Here is a 21,053-nt window from a genome sequence, read left to right as displayed (position 1 = left end):
GTCTAGAGGCCTCCGGCGGTTGCGGGTCGGACGGGCAGGGTGTGGACGCCGCGTGCGGCCCCCCTGGTCTTCAGGGACATGACGAACGCGAGGATGCGGGCCACCTGGTCGTAGTTCTCGAACGGGATCTCCTGCCCCAGTTCGCACGCGGCGTGCAGCGCGCGGGCGAGCGGGATGTCGGAGACCATGGGGACGTTCTTCTTCTCCGCCTCCTCGCGGATCCTCGCGGCGATCACCCCGGCACCCTTCGCGACGACGCGCGGCGCGGAGCGACCGGGTTCGTACTTCAGGGCGACGGCGACGTGCGTCGGGTTGACGAGGACGACGTCGGCCCCGCCCACGGCGGCGATCATGCGGTTCCTGCTCATGGCGAGCTGGCGTGCGCGCCGCTGGGACTTGATGAGGGGGTCGCCGTCGGAGTTCTTGTTCTCGTCCTTGACCTCCTTCTTGGTCATGCGGGTCTTCTTGCGGTTGCGGCGCTGCACCACGAGGACGTCCATCGCCGCGAGGGCGAGACCGGCGACGACGGCGGCCTGCAGGAGCGCCGCCGTCCCCTCCCCCGCGGTGTTCAGGAGTGCGGCCACGGACAGCCCTCCGGCCGCCATGAGCACGGGCATCAGGCCCTGCACGACGACGACGAGCACGAGGCCCACGACGCCGGTCTTCAGGAGCGCCTTCGCGCCCTGCCAGAGGGCCTGCCCGCCGAGGATCCGCTTCAGGCCGGTGACCACGTTGAACTGCTCGAACTTGCCGGAGAACTTCTTGACGTGGATCCCGCCCTGCAGGGCCGCGGTCCCGAGGACGGCGACCAGCAGCACGCCGAGGAAGGGGCCGAGGATCCCGGCGAGCGAGGCGCCGCCGTCGGCCAGGGCGTCCAGGGCGATCGCGGGGTCGGGGCTCGCGATGGTGTCGGTCACGCGGACGAGCTGCTCGGTGGCGGCGTCGGCCGAACGGGAGATGAGGGAGGGCAGCATGAGCGCGGCGGCGCCGACGCCGATCCACGCCGTGAAGTCCTCGGACTTGGACAGCTGGCCCTTCGAGCGGACGTCCTTCATCCGCTTGTCGGTGGCCTGCTCGGTCTTCTCCCCGGAATCCTCCGCCATGGTCAGCCCACCCCCATCAGGAGTTCGGCGGCGTTGTCCGCGAGGGTCGAGACCACGCGCGGGAGGGCGATGAACACCACGCCGCCGAGGCTGAGCGTGATGAAGATCTTGAGCGGGAACCCGAGCGCGAACGCGTTCAGCGCGGGGGCCACGCGCGTGAGGAGCCCCAGTCCGACGTCGGCCAGGAAGAGGACGACGATGAGCGGTCCGGCGATCTGCACCGCGGCGAGGAACAGCCCGGTGACGGCGCCGGTGAGTGCTTCCGCGGGCTCCGCGAGGTCCAGCCCACCGCCGAGCGGGAGGGCGTCGAAGGTGCGCACGAGTCCGCCGATGATCAGCTGGTAGCCGTCCGAGGTGAAGAGCAGCGTCAGGGCGGTCAGCTGGAACAGGCGCGTGAACTGGGCGCCGCTGACCATGGACTGGGGGTCGAACCCCTGGGCCAGCGAGAAGCCGCCGAAGAGGTCGATGAGGCTGCCGGCGGACTGGATGGCGGAGAACACGACCAGGACGAGGAACCCGAGTGCGGCGCCGACCACGAGTTCGAGGACCAGCGCGCCGATGTACTGGCCCGTCCCGCCGGTCTCGTACCCGGCCTCGACCGTGGGGGACACCGCGAGGGCGAGCCCGACGGCGAGCATCGCCTTCACACGCGCCGGGATGCCCCTGTAGGAGAAGGGCGGCGCGATCACGAGGAACGCGACGATCCGCACACCGGCGAGCATGATCGCCTCGATGCGGGACTGGTCCAGGACGATCTCCACGTCAGCCGCCCCCGAGGAGCCCGGGGATGCGCTCGAACATCTCGTGCGTGAAGGAGATCATCTCGGAGATCATCCAGTGGCCGCAGACGAGCAGGGCGATGCACACGGCGGCGGCCTTCGGCACGAAGGAGAGCGTGACCTCCTGGATCTGGGTGATGGACTGCAGCAGCGAGATCGCGAACCCGACCACGAGGGCCGTCAGGAGGACCGGCGCGGACAGCTTCGCGGCGACCCAGATGCCGGCGAGCCCGATGTCGAGGACGGCGTTGGTATCCACGTCAACCGCCCTGGTAGCTGTTGATGAGGGCCGTGATGATGAGGCCCCACCCGTCCACGAGGACGAACAGCAGGATCTTGAAGGGCAGCGAGATCATGACCGGCGGGAGCATCATCATGCCCATGGACATCAGCGCCGCGGACACCACGAGGTCGATCACGAGGAACGGCACGAAGATCACGAAGCCGATGATGAACGCTGCCCGCAGCTCGGAGATCATGAACGCCGGGATCAGGGTGGTCAGCGGGACGCTCGCGGCGTCCTCGGGGTTCGGCTGCCCGGCGGCGCGGGTCATGAGCGCGAGGTCCTCCTCGCGGGTGTGCGCCAGCATGAAGGTCTGCAGCGGTCCGGAGCCGTCCGTGAGCGCCTCCGTGAACGTCGTCGTGCCGTCGAGGTAGGGCTGGACGGCGAGGCTGTTGATCTCGGTGAGGACCGGCGCCATGATGAACAGCGACAGGAACAGGGCGAGCCCGGCGAGCACCTGGTTGGGCGGGATGGACGGCAGGGACAGCGCGTTCCGGGTCATCGCGAGCACCACGAAGATCTTCGTGAAGGACGTCATCATCAGCAGCAGGGCCGGTGCCACGGACAGCAGGGTGATACCGATCAGGGTCAGGACCGCGGAGCTCGGTGCGCCGTTGATGCCGTTGATCTCGACCGAGAGGCCGTCGTCGCTGCCCGGCGCCTCGGGCGCGGTGGGATCGGCGGGTGCGGATGGCGCCGCGGGTTCGGGGACGCCCGGGTCCAGTTCGCCCGCGTGGCCGGCGGCGGCGCCGAGGAGGACGACGACGACGGCGAGCACGAGCGCCGCGAGCACCATGAGCAGCGTCAGGAACGCCGCACGGACGGGCCGGACGGGGACGGAACGGACGGGAACGGAGCGGACGGGGACGGGGACGGAACGACCGGGGACGGAACGACCGGCCGCAGTCGCGTTTGCCGCGGGGTGGGGTGCGCGGGCGGAGCGTGCCGGGTGGGCCGACGGCAGGAGCGCCGTCGTCACCCGGCCCGTCCCTGGCGCAGGAAGGCTGCGGTCTGCTTCCATGTGGCGGGCGCGAGGATCGAGCCCTGCAGCGGTGCCGTGGGACGCACGGTCCCGGACGCCTGGGCGGCCCGGGCCGACCGGCGTGTGGCGGGCATCGGGGCGTTCCCCGCCGTGGCGAGGCGCAGCGATGCCGCGAAGTCCGCATCGGGGTCCGGGGCGGAGGAGATGCCCGGGTTCGGGGCTCCGGACTGGACGGCGCGGGGCGGCACGGGGGTGGCCGGGCCGGAGGATGCGGACTGGACGGCGCGGGGCGGCGCGGCGGCGTCGTCGGCCGCCGGAACGGCCTGCAGCGCACGCGGGGCGACAGCGGAATGCAGGACCGACACCGCCTGCTCGGTGACGCCCAGGTAGAACCGGGTGCCCTCGGCGTCGACCACCACGAGGGAGGCCTTCGCGCCGAGGCCCTGACGGGCGACGACGGACACCAGCCCCGCGCCGGCCCGGTTGCCGTTGAGCTTCGAGACCTTGCGGTGCAGCACGAAGAGCAGCGCGAGGACCACGCCCAGGGACAGCAGCACCCGCAGCGCGAGGACCACGACGTCCATCAGACGGCGCCGTCGGCGACGTCGAGGATCTGCGTGATGCGGACCGCGTAGTCCTGGTCGACGACCACCACCTCGCCGTGCGCGACGAGTCGGCCGTTGAGCAGGACGTCGGCGGGAGCGCCGGCGGAGCGGTCGAGTTCGATGACGGCACCGGGTTCGAGGTCCAGGACGTCCCGGACGGACATCCGGGTGCGGCCGATCTCCACCGTCATCGCCATCTCCACGTTGCTGATGCGGCCGAGGTTGGCCGCACCGGCGGGCGCGGAGGAGCGGCGGGGAGCGGCGCCGGGCCGGGAACCGCGCAGGCGCACGGCGAACCATCCCACGGTGCCGGAGGGCCCGGCGAGGCGGAACACGGAGGTCTCGGCGTCACGGAACAGCGGCAGGGCGTCCTGCACGGCGGGGGCGCCGAGCACGCCGTCGCCGAGGGACAAGGAGGCGGCCTCCAGCGCCGGCACGAGCACGTCGGCCGGGGAGACGAGGGGTGAGGACGTGCCCGCGGCGGCGGCGAGGGGCTGGGTGTCGATCAGGACGACCGCGAGGTCCGCGGAGGACGCGCCCACGAAGGAGGCGACGACGGCGGTCGACGCGCTGGCAGACGGAACCTCGGAGGCGTTGCAGGTCTGGGCCGTGAGCGGCCCGGGAAGGGGCAGACGCGCGGCGAGTGCTGCGGCGGCGTCGAACTCGGCGGTGATGGTGTTCATGGTGCGGGGTTCTCCTCGGTGGTCACTACTACGCAGGCAAGGCGGGATCCGTTCTGGCCCAGGGCGGCCTCGCCGAGCCGCTGCCCGTTGATGGCGAGCTCGAAAGGCCGGTGCTGCGGATGCGGCAGCTTCAGGACGTCCCCGACGGCGAGGTCGAGGATGCGTGAGGGCAGCACGGGCAGCGCGGCGAGCTGCACCGCGACGTCGACGGGCACGTGCGCCACCTGCTGCTCGATCAGTTCGCGGGCGTCCTCGCCGGTCGCGGTCGGGTTCGTGTCACCGAGCTGTGCCAGCAGGAGCTGCGCAGGGATGGCGACCGTCGCGGGGCAGGACCGCTCCCCGACGCGGATCTCGAAGGTGCCCACGATCATGAGCTCCGTGGTCGAGGCCGCCTGGGCGAACTGCGAGTTGTACTGGAGGGAGTCGATCCCCAGCTGGTGCGTCAGCACGGACCCGAGCGAATAGTGGAGCCCCTCGAGGGCGTCGTCCATGAGCCGCCGGATCAGGGCCTGCTCGATCTGCGTGAACTTCCGCTCGCCCGGAGGGACCGTACCGTGGCCGCCCAGCATGGAATCCACCCAGAACAGGCCCGCCGAGGCGGGGAACTGGATCACCGCCTTGCTCGTGTGGTCCGGGATGGCGCACAGGACCATCGCCGTGGTGGCAGGCAGCGATGCCGCGTACTCGTTGTAGGTCTGCATGAGGACCTGCTCGCTGGTCACCTGCGAGATCACGCGGACCTTCGCGGTGAGCTGCGTACCCCACTGGCGCGCGAAGGTCTCGAACGCGAGTTCGAGCACGCGGGAGTGCTCGCGGGCGAGCGTGGTGGGACGGCGGAAGTCATAGACATCCACCGCCCTTGCGGGTGCCGAGGGCACGCCAAAGGAGAGTTGTTCCTGGACCGTCACGCCAACGACTATCGGACGACGTCGGCCGGTCGTTAGCGGTTCAGTTGCCGCTGGTGATTCCCGGGATGAGAGCGCGCACGCTCTCGGGCTCGTCGGAGTGCACCACGATGTCCACGCGGCGGTTCAGTTCGAGCTCCGCCTCGGTGGTGCCGGGCGCCAGGGGCCGCGACTCGCCGTAGCCGATGGCCACCAGCCGGGGCGCGGGCACCTTGCCGGTGTCGATCAAGTTCCGGACCACGTTGACGGCCCGCTCGGTGGACAGTTCCCAGTCGAGCGGCCGCGGCACGGAATCGGGCAGGCGCGCGGTGTGCCCCTCGACACCCACCTCGTTGGGGATGGTCGCCAGGATCGGTCCCACGCTCCCGAGCACGCGCTGCGTCTGCTCGGTCAGCTGCGCGCTGTCCGGGAGGAAGAAGGTCTCGGAACCGACGAGCCGGATGGTGAGGCCGCGCTCGTCGATCACGTACCGGACAGCCGTCTCGAGGTCCCGCTCGCGCAGCCCGGCGTCGATCCGCTCCTGCAGGGCCCGGAGGTTCTCGACCTCCGCCGTCGCGCGCTCGCGGTCCGTCGTCGGCTCCGCGGCGTCCCCACCGGCCGACGGCGAGGGCGACGGCGTGGGCGCGGTGGTCTCGGACGCTCCTCCTGCGGACGGCGCGGGCGACGGCGTCGGCGCTGCGACGTCGGCGGCTCCGGGTTGGTCCTTCTGCGTCTCCGGGGCGGCGTCCGCGAGCGCGGCTCCCCCGGTGAAGGACTCGCCCTCGGCGTTGACGTTCTCCGCGGCGACCACGGTTCCCTCCGCCGTGTCCACCGTTGCGGTCTCGACCGTGCCGAAGCCCGTGGCAAGTGAGGCACGCAGCTGTTCGAACTTCTGCTGGTCCACGCTGGACATCGCGTACAGGACGATGAACATGCACATCAGCACGGTGACCATGTCCATGTAGGACGCCATCCAGCGCTCGTCCGGGTGCTCCTCGCCGTGCTCCTCGCCGCGCCGCCGGCGGTGCGGACGTCTGCTCACGCTGCGGCCTTGCCCTGCGCGGCCGACCCTTCGGCGCCCTTGGCGCCCTTGCCGGAATCCTTGCCGCCCTTGCCCTGCGCATGCTGCGGCACCATCGCCTTCAGCCGTTCACCGAGCAGCCGGGGCTGGCTGCCGGCCTGCACCGCGAGGACCCCCTCCATCAGGAGGGTCATGCGTGCGGTCTCCATCTCCCCCAGGCGCTTGATGCGGGTGCCGATGGGCAGCCACAGGAAGTTCGCCGACAGCAGCCCCCACAGCGTCGCGACGAAGGCGGCGGCGATCATGGGTCCCAGCTTGTCGGGACTGGAGAGGTTCTCGAGCACGTGGGTCAGCGAGACGACGGTCCCGATGATGCCCACGGTCGGGGCGTACCCGCCGAGGCTCGCGAAGAACTTCGAGGCCGTACGGTGCGTCTGGGAGGCGGAGTCGATCTCGTCCTCGAGGATCTCGCGCAGCTCCTCGCCATCCGTCCCGTCCGCGATGTTCTGGAGGGCCCCGCGCAGGAAGGGGTCCTCCACGGTGTTGGCTTCCTCCTCGAGGGCGAGCAGCCCCTCACTGCGGGCCTTCTCGGCGAGGACCACCACGCTGTCGATCGTGTCCTGCGGAGGGGTCGTCTTGCCCATCATGGCCGGCGGGACGGCCTTCACCGCGACCAGGAAGTCCTTGAAGGTACCGCCGGCGATCCCGATGGCGATCGTCGCGCCGAACACGAGGATCATGGGCGCCGGCAGCAGGAGCGCCTCGACGCTCGCATGCTCCAGAGTGATCATCGCGTACAGCGCGCCGAAGGCGACGAGAATACCGATGATTGTTGCGGGATCCATTACGTGGTCCTTGGTCTGAACTGGACGGGCGAGCCGGCGCCATCGGTGCCGGCATGCCCGTTCTGGTTGGCCCCGGTGGCGTCGGCCTTCTCTGCGGGGGTGTCCCGGACGAGGCCGAGGGGACGCTGGGTCGGCTGGTCCCCGACGTCGAAGGTGTCACCGGACGGATCGCCGGGCATGAACCGTGCCAGCGAGATGATGCGCGCACGGTAGGCGGCGATGAGCTCGATCACCTCGACGAGGGACTCCGTGACGATGTATTTCGCGCCGTCGACCATCACGAGGGTGGTGTCCGGATTCTCATGGATGCGCTCGATGAGGTCAGGGTTCACCGCGAACTGGCTCTCGTTGAGCCGGGTCACCACGATCATCGGACATCCTGCGTTCGGGACACCCCGGCGGGGCCTCTTCCTCCCACTCTCGGCACGGGGCCCGGCTTCGTAAGGTCCCGGCACCTCGTGGATGCACCGGCGGGACCGCATGACCGTTCGGGCGCCGGTCGGCCGACCCTGCGGCCCACCGGCGCCGTCACCGGCCCGATGCTGCTTACCTCTTGAGGTTCGTGAGTTCCTGGAGCACTTCGTCCGACGTCGTGATGATGCGCGCGTTCGCCTGGAACCCGCGCTGCGCGACGATCAGGTTGGTGAACTCCTGCGAGAGGTCCACGTTGGACATCTCGAGGACCCCGGCGTCGAGCGTCCCGAGGCCGTTGGCTCCGGCCGCACCGATCTCCGCGACACCCGAGTTCGCCGTCGCCCGGTAGGACGAGCCACCGGCCTTCTCGAGCCCCGCGGGGTTGACGAAGCCCGCCAGCGCGATCCGGCCGAGCGGCTGGCGGGTGCCGTCACTGAAGGCGCCCATCAGGGTGCCGTCGGGGCCGAGGGTGAAGGACTCGAGGGTACCGTTCGCGGTGACCTCGCCGGTCCTGGGCATCTGCAGGTTGCCGACCGCGCCCTCCTGGACCACGCCGCCGACGGCGGGCCAGCCCTGGACGATGGAGCCGTCGGGCGTGACGAGCCGGCCGTCGGCGTCGGGCGTGAAGGCTCCGGCCCGCGTGTAGAGGGTCTCGCCGCCCGTACGGGTGATGAAGAAGCCGTCACCGCTGATCATCATGTCCGTGGCACGGCCCGTTGCCTGCGTGGAACCCTGCGAGAAGTTGGTGACGATGCCCGCCACCTGCACGCCGAGGCCCACCTGGGCGGGGTTGGTGCCGCCGAGGGCTTCCTGGGGGGCGCCGGCGCCCTGCGTCAGCTGGGACAGCGTGTCCTGGAACTGGGTGGCGGACCCCTTGAAGCCCGTGGTGTTGACGTTGGCGATGTTGTTGCCGGTGACGTCGAGCATGGTCTGGTGGGAGCGGAGACCCGAGATGCCGGAGTAGAGCGAGCGAAGCATGATGGTGCCTTTCGAAAGCGGAGCGGGCGGATCAGGGAATGGGGTGCGGGATCAGGAAGCGGGTGCGGGCGACGGCGCAGGGAGCGTGCCCACACCGGAGACGAGATCGAGGGCGATGCTCTTCCCGCCGATGGTGACCGTGGGGACCGGCCCGCTGTAGGAGACGGCAGTCGCCAGGCCGCTGGCCTCGACGCCGTCCGTCCCCGTGTAGGAGACCTCGTTGCCGATCAGGGCGGCCGCCGAGGAGCGCATCTGGAGGTGGAAGTTCTCCTCGCTGACGCCGGTCATCTGTGTGATCTTCTCCATCATGGCCAGCTGCGTGGTCTGCGCGATCATGTCGTTCGTGTCCATCGGCGCGCTGGGGTCCTGGTTGCGGAGCTGGCTGACGAGCAGGGACATGAACACGTCCGAGTCCATGGCCTGCTTCCGGGTACCGGCGGCCGGGGTCTCGGTGGGGGCGAAGGTCGCGGACGCGACGGGGTCGATGGGCATGGTGTCCTTCCGGGTCAGGCGAAGAGGTCGAGGGTGGAGGAGCCCGCGGCGGGGCTCCGGGTCCAGGGGGTGTCCTGCACCGGGCGGTGGACCGCTGGGGCGGCACGGCCGGACGGCTCGTCCCGCCGTCCGTCGCTGCGGTCCTCCGGCGTACCGGTCCCGAGATCGAGCGACGCGGACAGGCCCGACGACGACGCCTCGCGCCGCAGGTCCGGCATCGCCTGCTTCAGGGCCTCGCGTCCGCCGTCCGTGGAGGAGAAGAACTCGAGCCGGGTACCGTCCGCGGTGAAACTGGCGCGGATGGTGATGGGCCCGAGGTCGTCGGGTGCGACGGTGACGGTGATGGTGCTCGTGCCGCCCGGGGCGTCGGCCGCGGACTGGGCGAGCGCGAAGGCGTGGCCACCGAGTTGCTGCGGCAGGGGCGGTGCCGCCGGTCGGGCCGGTGCCGCTGCTGCCGCATCGGCAGAGCCGACGACGGCGCCCCCGGGCGCCTGATGCACGGGCGCCGGCAGATCGGCGCGCCCGGAGGCGGGTTGCGGGGCGGCCCCGGCCTGCTCGGTCGCTCCGTCGTCGGTCGTTCCGTCGTCGGTCGGGGTCGGCGCGCCGGGATCGGCGGCGTCCGGCGTTCCGGCCTCCGCTGCGAGGACGTCCGGCGTTCCGGCCTCCGGTGCGGGGGCGGACCCGGGCGTCGTGGCCGCAGCAGGCACCACGCCGTCCGCCGTGGAGGAAGGGCCCGTGGGACCAGCCGGAGCAGTGGGACCGGTCGGAGCAGGCGCAGCCCCCGTGCCGGTGAGGCCCGCCTCGGCCGGGGGATCCGACGGCATCGCTGCAGCGGCGCCCGACGGGGTCGCCGTGCCGGTGCTCGACGTCGTCGCTGCGTCGGTGCCCGGTGCCGCGCCGGCAACGGTTGCTGCCGCGGGCGCACCCGTTCCCGCATCCTGCACCGGCGTTGCATGGCTGTCCGCCTCGGCCAGGGCCGCCCCGGTGGCCGCACCGGGAACTGCCTGCTCGGAGGATGCCGGGCTCCCGGGAGCGCCGACGGTACCGCTGGATGACGCGGCTCCAGGGTCGACGGCGCCGGTGGCTGCGTCGACAGCGGAGAGGACGAGGGACCCCGGGGAAACCTGTTCAGTCGCTGCCGAGGAGGTGGCGATGCTCGATGTCGTGCCTTGCGTCGGTGTCGCGGCCGCCGGGTGGGTTGTCGGGACGGTAGCGGGGTCCGACCCGTCGCGGCGGGTCGTGGGAGCGACGCCACGCACGGCGTCGCGGTCCGAGCGGTCCGAGCGGTCCGAGCGGTCCGAGCGATCTGCTTCAGCGTGAGCGGCCGGGCGCGCGCGGTTCACGGCCGGGTCGACCCCTGGTCCGGCCGCCGGACCGGCGGCACGACCGGCATCCGCCCCCGGGGTACGACCGGCCACGGCTCCCGCGACACCGCGGTCCGCCGCACGGCCTGCGACACCACCGACAGCTCCGCCGACACCGCGCTCGCCCGGACGCTCCCCCACGTGCGTCCGGTACAGATCGCCGAAGGATGCCGCCGCGTTCCTGTCGCGGAGACCCGACGTCGGACGTGACGGATCCGGTGCAGCGCGCGCCACGGCTGCCGCGGGAAGCCCCTGCACGGGGGTCATCGCGCCATGCTCGCGAGGAAGGCCGCCTGGGCCGCGTACGCCGGCTCGGCGGATTCCGGAACGGCGGCAGCGGCGACCGCCGGGGCCGCCACGGACGCGGTTCCGGCGGGATCGGCCGGCAGGATGCGGCGGATGGTGGTGATGTTCGCGTCGGTCTCCCACATGTCCCGGACCGCGACGGTCTTGCCGGGTTGCGGGGCGTCGATCGCCTTGCCGCCCCCGAGGTACATGGACACGTGGCCGCCCTCGAGGCTGAACAGCAGGTCACCGGGCTGGGCCTCCGCGAGGGACGGGACCTGGGTGCCGGCGTTCATCTGGTCCCAGGTGACGCGGGGGATCTGGATGCCGATGTCCGCGTACGCACGCTGCACGAAGCCCGAGCAGTCGAGGCCGGACGCCGGGTCGGTGCCGCCCCACACGTACGGGACGCCCTCGTAGGACCGCGCGGCCTCGATGAGCCGGGCCGCGTCCGCCGAGGCGGGAACGGGGACCGGGGCGGTACCGGCTCCGGCGACGGGCGCCGGCGCCGAGGACCCGGCAACGGGCGCGACGGCGGGAGCCGCGTCGGCGGACCCGGCGCCTGCTGCACCACCGGAAGCACCGGAGACACCCGCGAGCGCATCGGCGAACAGGTCTGCGGAGCTACCCGGCGCCGCCTTCGAGGAACCCGCCGAGGAGGCGCCCGTCGTCGCCGGAGCGGCCTGCGCGCGCGCCGCCGGTGTGGAGAGCATGGTGAGGGTGGACTGGATCTGCTGGATGCGGCCTACCGCGTCGGTGATGGTCATGCTCTCTCCTCTGCACTGCGTCGGGCACTGCTGACCGAGGCGAGTTCGTCGAGGACACGCTGCTCGGCGCCGATCAGCGCCGTCGCCTCCGTGTCCCGGTGGCGGTCCTCGAGCTTCTCGAGGCCCATGGTCGCCGCTCGTGCGGCGCGGTACTGGTCCTGTGCGCGGCCCTGCTCACTCTGCAGCTGCTCCTCGAGAGCGCGCAGGTCGGCGAGCATGCTGCGCGCCGACGCCCGGGCCGCGGCCACCGCGTAGAGCGACGCCGATCCGGCGGGGCTGATGTCCGTGCCGTCGAGGGCGTCGCTGAGGACGTCGGTGCGGGTACGCGATGCGCGGAGGCGTTCGTTCGCCGCCGCCAGGGATCCGGCGGCCTCCTCCTCGCGCAGCTGGCGCAGCCGGAGCAGGCCTGCGAGGGGGAACTGTCGTGCCATCAGGAGACTCCCATCGAGGTGGTGAGGTGGGCCAGGCGGTTCCAGGCGTCGTCGAACGGGGTCTGCTCGTCCATCCGCTGCTGCAGGAACGCGTTGATCCCGGCCTCGTGGTGCAGGGCGGCGTCCACCAGCGGGTTGGATCCGCGGGCATACGCACCGACGTCGATGAGGTCCTGAGCGGCCTTCCGGGCGGCGAGTGTCCTGCGCAGCACGGCGGCGACCGCCGCCTGCTCGCGCGTGGTGACACGGGACGCCACCCGGGAGATCGAGGCCAGCGGGTCGATCGACGGGAAGTGTCCCGCGACGGCGAGCTTGCGGTCGAGCACCACGTGCCCGTCGAGGATGGAGCGCGCGGCGTCGGCGACGGGCTCGTTGTGGTCGTCGCCGTCCACGAGCACGGTGTACATGCCGGTCACGGAGCCGGACGCGCCGGTCCCCGCACGTTCCAGGAGCTGGGCGAGCAGGGAGAAGGTGGACGGCGGGTAGCCGCGGGTGGCGGGAGGTTCGCCGACGCTGAGGCCGATCTCGCGCTGCGCCATCGCCACGCGCGTGAGCGAGTCCATCATGAGCATGACGTCGGCGCCGCCGTCGCGGAACGCCTCGGCGATCCGCGTGGCCACGAACGCGGCGCGGAGGCGGAGGAGGGCGGGCTCGTCCGAGGTCGAGACCACCACGATCGACCGGGCGAGGCCCTCGGCGCCGAGATCGTCCTCCAGGAAGTCCCGGACCTCGCGGCCGCGCTCACCCACGAGGGCGATCACGGAGACGGCGGCGTCGGTGCCGCGGGCGATCATCGACAGCAGCGAGGACTTGCCGACCCCGGACCCGGCGAACAGGCCCATGCGCTGCCCGCGGCCCACGGTGGTGAGCGTGTCCATCACGCGGACGCCGAGCTGGAGGGGTTCGGTGATGCGGGTGCGGTCCAGCGCGGGCGGAGGGGTGTTGTCCAGCGACACCCACGCGACATCGGTGAGCGGACCGCGCCCGTCGATGGGCCGGCCCACGCCGTCGAGCACGCGGCCCAGCAGGCCCGGGCCCACCGGCACCAGCAGCGGTCCCCCCTGGGCACGGACGGGCGCACCCGCCTGGATCCCGGAGAGGTGGGCGAACGGCATGCAGCGCAGCCCGGTGAGCGACGCGGCGACCACCTCGGCGTCGACGGTTCCGGAGCCGGCTGAGGGGTCACCGATCGTGACGACGTCCCCGATGGCGCAGTCCAAACCCACGACGTCGACACCGAGCCCCACCACGGAGGCGACCCTGCCGAACCGCTGGGGCGCGGCGGCGGCGAGCGCGTGCCCCACGGCGTCCTCGAGGGTGAGGCTCATGCGGCACCCCCGGCGGCCAGGGCGGACCGCACGCGGGCGAGCGCGGAGCCGAGGCGCGCGTCCACATGGCCGTCCGGGCACTCCGCGACGGCGTCGCCGCGCTGGAGGGTGGCATCGGGCACGAGGTGCACGGCGGTCGGCGTGTCGTCCGGGGCGAGCACGGCCAGGTCCGCGGGATGCAGGCGCACGGCGCGCACCTCCTCACCCTCCGCTCCCCGGAGGGCACGCGCGACGGCGGCCCGTGCCGAGGACGGCCCGTCCTCCAGGGCGCGGCCGAGCAGGGCTTCGGTGATGTGGACGGCAGCGTCGAGGATCCGGGTGCGGGCCTCGTCGAGGACCGGGGCGGTCCGCGCGTCGAAGGCCCGCGCGGCCGTATCGAGGACCCGCAGGCGTTGCGCGAGGACGGCGTCGGCCTGCGCACGGGCTGCGGCGTGCTCGGCGTCGAGCTGCGCCCGACGCTCCGCGAGTTCGGCGCGGGCGAGGGCCAGCCCGTCGGCGTAGCCGGCGGCGTGGCCCTGGGCGACGGCGGCATGGTGCGAGGCCTGGCCGGGGCCGAGGCGCGGGAAGGCGACGGGGGTGAAGGCGTCAGTCGACATACTCGTCCTCGTCCCCACGCTGGATGGTGATGGTGCCCTGTGCCTCGAGGTCGCGGATGGCACGCACCACCTCGGCGCGGGCCTCCTCGACCTGCGACATGCGGACGGGCCCGACGGCGCGGATCTCGTCGTCGAGGATCTCCCGGTTGCGCTCGGAGACGTTGGAGCGGATCACGGTCACCACGGCCTCGGCGGCGCCCTTCATCGCCAGGGCGAGCACGGCCGAATCGATCCCGCGCAGCACCTGCTGCACGTCGCGGCGCTCGAGGTGGACGATGTCCGCGAAGGTCAGCATCCGGGCGCGGACCTCCTCGGCCAGCACCGGGTCACGGAGTTCGAGGCCGTCGAGCAGCGCGCGTTCGGTGCTGATGTCGGCCCGGTTGATGATGTCCACGAGGGGCTGGATGCCGCCGATCGCCGTCGTGCCCCGACGTGGTGCCGCCACGGCGCCCGCCCGGATCTTGATGGTGTCGGCCACGATGGAGACGGCCTCGGGCGTCGCGGACCCCATGGTCGCGATGCACTGGGCCACATCGGTGCCGGTGTCCTGGTTCAGCCCGGCGAGGACGGTGGACGCGTGTTCGGGCTTGAGGTGTGCGAGGACCAGGGCGATGGTCTGCGGCAGCTCGCCCTCGAGGACGGTCTGGATCTGGCCGGCTTCCACGCTGTCGAGGAACTCGAAGGACTTGCCGGCCGCGGTGGACGCCAGGCGTCCCACCACGCCCGCAGCGCGCTCCGCACCGAACGAGGACTCGAGGAGCCCGATGGCCACGTCCATGCCGCCGCGCGTCCGGCGCCGGCCACTCGTAGTGAGTTCGTGGAACTCCGCGAGTGCCTCCTCGGCAGCGGCGGGTTCCACCCGGCGCAGGCGCACGATCTCCGCGACGATCTCCTCGGCCTCGGCCTCGGACATCTGCTTGAGGACCTCCGCGGCCCGGTGCTGGTCCAACTGCATGAGCACCATGGCGACCTTCTGGGTCCCGGTCACGGCGGCGCGGGCGAGGGTGCTCATACGCTCTGCCTGTCATCCATCATGCTGCGCAGGAACTCGGCGGTCTTCGCCGGGTCCTGGGAGGCGAGGGCGTCGACCTCCGCGCGCATGCGCTCGAGGTCGGATTCCGCCGCCCCGGCCTGCAGCGCGGCCTGCACCGCGGCGACGTCGATCGTGGTGGTGTTCGGGGCCGGCTCCAGCGGGGTGAGGAGGGCCATCGCGGGATCGATCGCAGGGGTGCTGGGCGCGGGGATCGCCGGGTAGACGCCCTGCAGCTCCCCGAGGTCCAGCGGTTCGCGCCGCTGGCGGCGCGACCGGCGTGCGTAGATGATGAGCGCCACGATGGCGACGAACAGGATGGTCGCCACGATGGACAGCGTCCGGATGAGGTCCGCCCGCTGCTGGGCCGCGGCGGCGGCCTCCGCCTCCGCGAGGGCATCCGCGGCGGCGTTGGCGCCGGCCTCGCTGAACGCCAGTTCCTCGACCGTCACCACGTCGCCGCGTGCGGCGTCCACGCCGGCGGCGCTCGAGACGACGGCGGTGAGTGCGGCGACGTCGATGTTGGCCATGGCAGCCCGGTCCACCGCGACGGAGATGGTCTGGCGGTTGATGCCGCCGGCGGGCAGCGTGGTGGACTCGGTGGTCTTGTTCACGGCGTTGTTGCGCGTGCTCGTCTCGGAGGCGAAGGTGCCGTCCCCGTCGGCGCCGTCCTCCGGCACGGCGATGTTGTCCGGCCCGAGGACGCCGGCCTGCGCGCCTCCTGCGCCCTCGTACTCCTCGGTGGAGGTGGACTCGTTGAGTGCGGGGGCGTTCTCGGGCGTCGTGAAGGTCTCCTCGACGCGCTCGGCGCTCTCGCGCTGCATGTCCGCGGCCACGGCGACGGTCGCGTTGCCGACCCCCACCACGCGGTCGAGCATGGCCTGCACGGAGGCCTGGATGCGCTGCTCGTAGTCCGAGGCCTGCTGGTCGCTGCCACCGGTGGCGCCGACGCCGACCGCGGACAGCACCCGGCCCTCGGAGTCGATCACGGCGACGTCCGCGGAGTCCATGCGGTCGATCGAGGCGGAGGTGAGATGCGTGATCGCCTGCACCTGATCGGTGGAGAGGGTGGCGCCCGGGTTCGTCTCCACGAAGACCGAGGCCGTCGGCTTGCCCTGCTCGGCGACGAACACGGTGTCCTCGGGGATGGCGAGGCGGACGGTCGCGGCCTTGACGCCGTCGATCGCGGACACCGTCGCGGCGAGCTCCCCCTCGAGTGCCCGCTTGTAGGTGGTGGACTGCTGGAACTCGGAGGACGTGACCCCCATGTCGTCGAGCAGCGAGTAGCCGCCGGTCGATGACGACGGCAGGCCGGCGGAGGCCGCCTTGATCCGCTGGTCGTACACCGCGGTCTCGGGGACGAGGATGGTGCCGCCGCCCTGGGTCAGCTCGTACGGCACGCCGTCGGTCTGCAGCTGGTCCACGATGGTGCTGGCGTCCTCGCCGCTCAGCCCGGAGAACAGCGGGGTGTAGGAGGGCTTGGAGAGCCAGGACGTAAGCGCGATCCCGCCGAGGACGAGCATGGCGACGCCGATGATGGCGATGGTGCGCTGGGCGATGGTGAAGCTCTTCACGGCGTCACCCAGGCGGGTGGCGGCGGTGGACAGGGGCGTGGGCATCAGGCCTGCATCCTCATGATCTCGTTGAAGGCGTCAACGCCCTTGTTCCGGACGGCCGCGACGAGCTCCAGCGTCACCTGGGCGCGCGTGGAGGCGAGGGTGGCGTTGTGGATGTCGGTGAGGTCTCCGGTGACGGCCTGCACGGAAAGCGCGTTCGACGCCGATTGCAGGCCCTGGAGGTTGTCCACGGCGGAGGTGAGGGAGGTAGCGAATCCCTCGCCGCCGGCGTCGGACACGGCACCGACGGACGGCAGGTAGGAGGTGGGGGCCGGCTGGACGGCGCCGATGGCGGGGACGGGCATCAGGAGCGTCCTATCTGGAGGGCGGCTTCGTAGGTGGCTTTGGCGCGGTCGACGACGGCGGCGTTGGCCTGGTAGCCGCGCTGCGCCATGATGAGCTGCCCCATCTGGGCGCTCATGTCGATGTCGGGGTAGCGGACGTAGCCGTCCGCGTCCGCGAGGGGGTGGGTGGGTTCGTGGACCAGGCGGCCCTCGGCACTGCCGAACTCGGCCCCCGCCACGTAGGCGCCCTGCCCGTTCCCGTCAGCGCGCGCCGTGATGTAGCGCTGCTGGAAGGCTGCGCCGTCGGTCGAGGTGACGGTGTTGGCGTTGGCCATGTTGTCCGCGACGGCGTCGAGCCACTTGCGGTGCAGGGTCAGCCCCGTGCCGGAGATGCCGATGGCGTCGAAGGTCATCAGTTGCTCCTCAGCGCGGTGCGGATGCTGGTGAAGGGCCCTTCGACGGCGCGGGCCGCGAACTGGAAGCGCAGCACGGTGTCGATGTTGGAGAGGGTCTCCGTGTCCATGTTGACGTTGCTGCCGTTGAGCCGGGTGGGTTCGAGGGAGGTGTCGGTGGTGGCCTGGACGCTGCCGTTCCCCATGGACACCGACCGCGCGAGGGCGTCCTCGAAGCTGACTCGCTGGGCGTGGAAGCCGGGGGTGTTGACGTTGGCGATGTTGTTCGCTGTGACGCGCTGGCGCAGGGCGAGCCCGTCGAGGGCACTGCGCATGGCGAGCGAGGACACTGAATCGAGCACGGCGGGAGGACCTTCTGCAGACAAGGCTGAGCGGCCGATCCATGGCCTGGGAGTGAGCGATCCATGCTCACCGGGAACTATCGGACGTGCCCGGGCCTGCCGTTAGGTACTCTCCGGGGGAACTTCAGCCCGTGACGTCGAGGTAGACGGCCGACTCCTGCCGGGCGGTCGCTGCACGGACCGACCCGAGGGCGCTCCGGTGGCGCCGCAGGGTGTCGGCGTCGGCCGTCAGGCGGCCGAGCACGGCCTGCTGTCGTTCGCTGATGCTGTGCGCACGGGGGAGGAGTTCGGCGGGGATGGGTCCGTCCACCTGCGGCGGGATCCAGCCGGCGAGGACGGCGGTCTGACGCACGAGGTCGCCGGCCGCGAAGTCTCCCGCGTCGTCGACCGCGGAATCGGGCGCGGCATCCAGCGCGGCTTCGAGCGCGTCGAGGACGGCGGTCCAGGCCGTGAAGGCTGCGGTGGCCATCGGGCTGTCGGGATCAGCCGACACCGAGGACCCCGAGGGAGCGGGGCGCGTCCTGGTCCTGCTGGAACGCGGGGGTCTGGTCCACCGGCTGCGCGTGCCCGGTGCGGGCCGCCTCGTGCCAGGCCTGGCGTAACGGTTCGAGGATCTCGGCGCACTCAGTTGTCTTGGCGCGGTCCCGCCGGGTATTGGCCTCGACCAGGGTCTGCCGCACATAGGTGTAGAGGGACATGAGGCCGGCCGCACCGTCCCAGACGTCCGTGCGCAGGGAGGACATCAGCTCGCCCACGATGTCCTGCGCGTGCAGCAGGTTCTCCGAGGCGACCGACCACTCCCCCGCCTCCTGGGCGGCGCCGGCCCGCGCGAGGTCGAGCAGCAGCCGGTCGTAGAGCATGGTCAGCAGTCCGGCGGGGGTCGCCGACAGGACGGCATCCTGCACGTACTGCGAGCGCTTGGCCTGGTATCCGTTCATCTGCAGCATCTAGAGCCCGCTTCCGGTGGGGAGGCCGGCCAGCTGGGATGACAGCCAGTCCCCCTGCGATTGGAGTTGTGAGAGCTGGACCTCGAGCGCGGAATAGGTGCGCTCCAGGGTGGCGCGGCGCTTCTCGAGCCGCTGGTCCCAGCCGGACACCTGGTCGTTGAGGCTGCGGACCGTCGATTCCTGGCTCGTGATCCGGCGCGTGAGTTCGCCGTCGAACTTGTCCGAGGCGGCCTTGCCCGCTTCAGCGACGCGCCCTGCGAGCTGGGTGAGGGCGTCCTTCACTACGGCCGGGTCCTCCGCGAGCGCGGCGGCAAACTTCTCGGCGTCGAACTCCACGGTCCCGGAGCGGGTCAGCGTGATGCCGAGCTCCGACGTCGATCTGCCGTTGATGGGCGCCGTCGCCGCCGTGAGGATCGACTGGGCGATCCCGCGGACGGCGCTGTCGCCCGTGAAGCGGCCCGATGTCGGCGCGGCACCAGCCGTCGCACCCGGCGTGACCTTGGTGTTGGCGTCCACGAAGGAGAAGACGCCCCGCAGTGCGTCCACGAGCTCCTTCGCCTTCGTGGAGGTGGCTTCGGTGTCGCGGGAGACGGTCACGGACACCGGCTCGGTGGTGGCCTTGGCGACGGTGACGGAGACGCCGGGGAGGATGTCCGCGAAGGTGTTCGACGACGACGCCACGGTCTGCTCGGCGGCGGTTCCACCCCAGAGGACCACCTCGGCGTCCTGCGCGGCGCGCACGGTGGCCGCGCCGGTCTCGGTGAAGAGATCGGTCGCGGTGCCGGCCGTCACGTCCGCTGCCGTGCCACGGTAGACCGCGAAGCTGTGCTCGGCCCCTGGCTCCTGCGCGGTGAACTGGAGCCGGTACTGCTGTACGCCGTCGGCGTCCTTTCCGGCGCTGACCTTCGTGGCGGTGATGCCGACGTCGGCCTTGTTCACCTGGGCGACGACGTCGTCGAGGCTTCCGGTGGTGGCGAGTTCGGTCGTGGTGCCGTCCTTCGCCCGCAGGGTGAGCGTGGAGGCCGCCGGGGAGAAGGCCGTCATGGAGCCCGAGACGGAGGACTGCGAGGAGGCGAGCTGCCTCACGGTGAAGTCGAGGGTGCCGGCGCCGGCGGACGAGGTGGCCGTGGCGGTGGCGGCGTCGGAGCTGCTGGCGACCGTGTAGAGGTCGAGGGCCGCGGGCTTCGCGGTCCTGGCGGCGAGCTCGGTCAGGGAGCCGAGCTGCTTGTTCAGCTGCTGCAGGGCGGTGACGAAGCCCTGCGTCGAGGTGGCCTTGGCCTTGAGGAGCGTCTGCGGGCGTGCTTCCAGCTGCATGAGCTGGTTGATCATGTTCGTGGTGTCCAGCCCGCTCGCGATGCCGTCGATGGAGAACGCCATGGGTCTACCTCTCGGGTGGGGCTGGAAGGTGTTGCTTACCTAGTAGGGATGTTTCGCGGCGAATGCACGGTGGCGGGACCTCTCGGTCCAGGATCAGTCCCGCCACCGTGCACTCTTGCCTACGAACTCACCGTCTAGCGGAGGAGCTGAAGGACACCCTGGTTCATCTGGTTGGCCTGGGCCAGCATCGCGGTACCGGCCTGCGAGAGGATGTTCGCACGGGTGAAGTCGGCCATCTCCTTCGCCATGTCGGTGTCCGTGATGCGGGACTTGGCCGCCGAGAGGTTCTCCTGCGTGACGTTGATGCTGTTGATCGCGGACTCGAAGCGGTTCTGCACGGCACCGAGCTCGGAGCGCGCCGAGGACACGGCCGTGATCTGCGTGTCGAGCTCGGCGATCGACGTCAGGGCTGCTGCCGAGTCGACGAACGTGAGAGTCTTGACTGCGGTCGCTACTGCCTCGATGTCGGTGGCCGCAACGCTGATCTGGTCGTTCGCAGCGTCCGAGCCCGCTCCGACCTGGAACGTAAGGCTCGTTGCTGCCGAGCTCAGCAGGTCCGTGCCGTTGAAGTTGGTCGACGTGGCGATACGCGAGAGCTCATCGCCCAGTGCCGTCACTTCGGTCTGGATGGCCGTACGGGCCTCGGCGTTGTTGGAGTCGTTACCCGACTGGACTGCCAGGTCGCGGACACGCTGCAGGATGCTGTGGACCTCGGTCAGCGCACCTTCAGCGGTCTGGACCACGCTGATGCCGTCCTGCGCGTTGCGGGCTGCAACTCCCAGGCCACCGATCTGCGAGCGCAGGCCCTCGGAAATCGCCAGGCCGGCGGCGTCGTCGGCTGCGCGGTTGATGCGGAGACCGCTGGACAGCTTCTCGAGCGACTTGGACATGTCGCCCTGGGTGCTGGAGAGGTTGCGGTATGCGGTGTTGGCCGCGGTGTTGGTGTTGATCTGGAAACCCATGATGTATTCCTCCGTGAAAGGGTTGCTATCGCCGGCCCATCCATGGGCCGGCAACCGTAGCTATCGGAACCGACCCCTGGGGACGTTAGGAATCCGCTGAACTTTTTTTCGGGGAATGCCATGACGTGCGTCGCACAGCCCGGCCAGACGCAAGGTAACCGTAGTTTTCGCCGTGGGTTGAGCCGGAACGGGCCGGATCGAGGATCGGGCCCCTGGGTCCGCCGTAAGCTCGCTGTTCGGTCA

At 71.4% G+C, this 21,053-nt stretch carries 26 protein-coding genes; all 26 read right to left on the bottom strand.

The features are described from left to right. Positions 1-2 precede the first annotated feature (2 nt). The 26 genes from MWM45_RS02255 to MWM45_RS02130 all read right to left on the bottom strand — a co-directional run bounded on the left by MWM45_RS02255 (position 3) and on the right by MWM45_RS02130 (position 20,810). Positions 3-1,103 (bottom strand): EscU/YscU/HrcU family type III secretion system export apparatus switch protein, encoded by a 1,101-nt coding sequence (locus MWM45_RS02255; protein ID WP_247827952.1) that lies wholly within the window; start codon positions 1,101-1,103, stop codon positions 3-5. Between the two features lie 2 nt (positions 1,104-1,105). Beyond that, positions 1,106-1,864 (bottom strand): flagellar biosynthetic protein FliR, encoded by a 759-nt coding sequence (locus tag MWM45_RS02250; protein ID WP_247827951.1) that lies wholly within the window; start codon positions 1,862-1,864, stop codon positions 1,106-1,108. A 1-nt stretch (position 1,865) separates the two neighbouring features. Continuing rightward, complete coding sequence (fliQ, locus tag MWM45_RS02245; RefSeq protein ID WP_043443307.1) at positions 1,866-2,141, bottom strand: flagellar biosynthesis protein FliQ; 276 nt, start codon at positions 2,139-2,141, stop codon at positions 1,866-1,868. A gap of 1 nt (position 2,142) precedes the next feature. Then, positions 2,143-2,961, bottom strand: a complete 819-nt coding sequence (gene fliP / locus MWM45_RS02240) for a flagellar type III secretion system pore protein FliP (RefSeq protein WP_247829105.1) — start codon at positions 2,959-2,961, stop codon at positions 2,143-2,145. 179 nt (positions 2,962-3,140) lie between these two features. After that, entirely contained in the window at positions 3,141-3,731 is a 591-nt protein-coding gene (locus MWM45_RS02235; RefSeq protein ID WP_247827950.1) for a FliO/MopB family protein, read from the bottom strand. Next, entirely contained in the window at positions 3,731-4,435 is a 705-nt protein-coding gene (fliN, locus tag MWM45_RS02230; RefSeq protein ID WP_247827949.1) for a flagellar motor switch protein FliN, read from the bottom strand. Before fliN ends, MWM45_RS02235 begins: the two co-directional genes overlap by 1 nt. Beyond that, positions 4,432-5,289, bottom strand: coding sequence for a flagellar motor switch protein FliM (locus MWM45_RS02225; protein WP_231554445.1), 858 nt, complete (start codon positions 5,287-5,289; stop codon positions 4,432-4,434). Before MWM45_RS02225 ends, fliN begins: the two co-directional genes overlap by 4 nt. Before the next feature lie 94 nt (positions 5,290-5,383). After that, complete coding sequence (locus MWM45_RS02220; RefSeq protein ID WP_247827948.1) at positions 5,384-6,361, bottom strand: flagellar motor protein MotB; 978 nt, start codon at positions 6,359-6,361, stop codon at positions 5,384-5,386. Next, on the bottom strand, positions 6,358-7,185 hold the full coding sequence (locus MWM45_RS02215; protein WP_247827947.1) for a motility protein A: 828 nt from the start codon (positions 7,183-7,185) through the stop codon (positions 6,358-6,360). Before MWM45_RS02215 ends, MWM45_RS02220 begins: the two co-directional genes overlap by 4 nt. Beyond that, positions 7,185-7,556 carry a flagellar FlbD family protein gene (locus MWM45_RS02210; protein ID WP_247827946.1) on the bottom strand — a complete coding sequence of 124 codons (372 nt, stop codon included), beginning with the start codon at positions 7,554-7,556 and terminating at the stop codon, positions 7,185-7,187. Before MWM45_RS02210 ends, MWM45_RS02215 begins: the two co-directional genes overlap by 1 nt. Before the next feature lie 175 nt (positions 7,557-7,731). Then, positions 7,732-8,577, bottom strand: a complete 846-nt coding sequence (locus MWM45_RS02205) for a flagellar hook-basal body complex protein (RefSeq protein WP_247827945.1) — start codon at positions 8,575-8,577, stop codon at positions 7,732-7,734. Positions 8,578-8,628: 51 nt separating this feature from the next. Next, complete coding sequence (locus MWM45_RS02200) at positions 8,629-9,069, bottom strand: flagellar hook assembly protein FlgD (RefSeq protein ID WP_247827944.1); 441 nt, start codon at positions 9,067-9,069, stop codon at positions 8,629-8,631. Between the two features lie 14 nt (positions 9,070-9,083). Beyond that, the gene (locus MWM45_RS02195) at positions 9,084-10,700 is read right to left on the bottom strand and encodes a flagellar hook-length control protein FliK (RefSeq protein ID WP_247827943.1); all 1,617 of its coding nucleotides are present in this window, start codon (positions 10,698-10,700) and stop codon (positions 9,084-9,086) included. Next, positions 10,697-11,485, bottom strand: coding sequence for a C40 family peptidase (locus MWM45_RS02190; protein WP_247827942.1), 789 nt, complete (start codon positions 11,483-11,485; stop codon positions 10,697-10,699). The genes MWM45_RS02195 and MWM45_RS02190 overlap by 4 nt, the downstream gene beginning before the upstream one ends. Further along, complete coding sequence (locus tag MWM45_RS02185) at positions 11,482-11,916, bottom strand: flagellar FliJ family protein (RefSeq protein ID WP_247827941.1); 435 nt, start codon at positions 11,914-11,916, stop codon at positions 11,482-11,484. Before MWM45_RS02185 ends, MWM45_RS02190 begins: the two co-directional genes overlap by 4 nt. After that, a complete protein-coding gene (locus tag MWM45_RS02180; RefSeq protein ID WP_247827940.1) occupies positions 11,916-13,244 on the bottom strand; it encodes a FliI/YscN family ATPase in 1,329 nt (442 codons plus the stop codon). The genes MWM45_RS02185 and MWM45_RS02180 overlap by 1 nt, the downstream gene beginning before the upstream one ends. Further along, entirely contained in the window at positions 13,241-13,840 is a 600-nt protein-coding gene (locus MWM45_RS02175) for a FliH/SctL family protein (RefSeq protein WP_247827939.1), read from the bottom strand. The genes MWM45_RS02180 and MWM45_RS02175 overlap by 4 nt, the downstream gene beginning before the upstream one ends. Continuing rightward, positions 13,830-14,852 carry a flagellar motor switch protein FliG gene (fliG, locus tag MWM45_RS02170; RefSeq protein ID WP_247827938.1) on the bottom strand — a complete coding sequence of 341 codons (1,023 nt, stop codon included), beginning with the start codon at positions 14,850-14,852 and terminating at the stop codon, positions 13,830-13,832. The genes MWM45_RS02175 and fliG overlap by 11 nt, the downstream gene beginning before the upstream one ends. Beyond that, positions 14,849-16,489, bottom strand: a complete 1,641-nt coding sequence (fliF, locus tag MWM45_RS02165; RefSeq protein ID WP_247827937.1) for a flagellar basal-body MS-ring/collar protein FliF — start codon at positions 16,487-16,489, stop codon at positions 14,849-14,851. Before fliF ends, fliG begins: the two co-directional genes overlap by 4 nt. Then, positions 16,489-16,791 (bottom strand): flagellar hook-basal body complex protein FliE, encoded by a 303-nt coding sequence (fliE, locus tag MWM45_RS02160; RefSeq protein ID WP_247827936.1) that lies wholly within the window; start codon positions 16,789-16,791, stop codon positions 16,489-16,491. Before fliE ends, fliF begins: the two co-directional genes overlap by 1 nt. Further along, the gene (locus tag MWM45_RS02155; RefSeq protein WP_043443277.1) at positions 16,791-17,183 is read right to left on the bottom strand and encodes a flagellar basal body rod protein FlgC; all 393 of its coding nucleotides are present in this window, start codon (positions 17,181-17,183) and stop codon (positions 16,791-16,793) included. The genes fliE and MWM45_RS02155 overlap by 1 nt, the downstream gene beginning before the upstream one ends. Next, positions 17,183-17,524, bottom strand: coding sequence for a flagellar basal body rod protein FlgB (flgB, locus tag MWM45_RS02150; protein ID WP_043443275.1), 342 nt, complete (start codon positions 17,522-17,524; stop codon positions 17,183-17,185). Before flgB ends, MWM45_RS02155 begins: the two co-directional genes overlap by 1 nt. 124 nt (positions 17,525-17,648) lie before the next feature. Next, positions 17,649-17,993, bottom strand: coding sequence for a hypothetical protein (locus MWM45_RS02145; protein WP_247827935.1), 345 nt, complete (start codon positions 17,991-17,993; stop codon positions 17,649-17,651). Positions 17,994-18,006: 13 nt separating this feature from the next. Further along, positions 18,007-18,462: a flagellar export chaperone FliS gene (gene fliS / locus MWM45_RS02140; protein WP_247827934.1), complete on the bottom strand. Its 456-nt coding sequence runs from the start codon at positions 18,460-18,462 to the stop codon at positions 18,007-18,009. A 9-nt stretch (positions 18,463-18,471) separates the two neighbouring features. Next, a complete protein-coding gene (gene fliD / locus MWM45_RS02135) occupies positions 18,472-19,848 on the bottom strand; it encodes a flagellar filament capping protein FliD (RefSeq protein ID WP_247827933.1) in 1,377 nt (458 codons plus the stop codon). Positions 19,849-19,982: 134 nt separating this feature from the next. Then, the gene (locus MWM45_RS02130; protein WP_247827932.1) at positions 19,983-20,810 is read right to left on the bottom strand and encodes a flagellin N-terminal helical domain-containing protein; all 828 of its coding nucleotides are present in this window, start codon (positions 20,808-20,810) and stop codon (positions 19,983-19,985) included. Between the last annotated feature and the right edge of the window lie 243 nt (positions 20,811-21,053).

Source organism: Arthrobacter antioxidans, assembly GCF_023100725.1.
Classification (GTDB): Bacteria; Actinomycetota; Actinomycetes; order Actinomycetales; family Micrococcaceae; genus Arthrobacter_D; species Arthrobacter_D antioxidans.
Note: the sequence above shows the minus strand (reverse complement) of the source record. Positions and strands in the feature narration are given on the sequence as shown.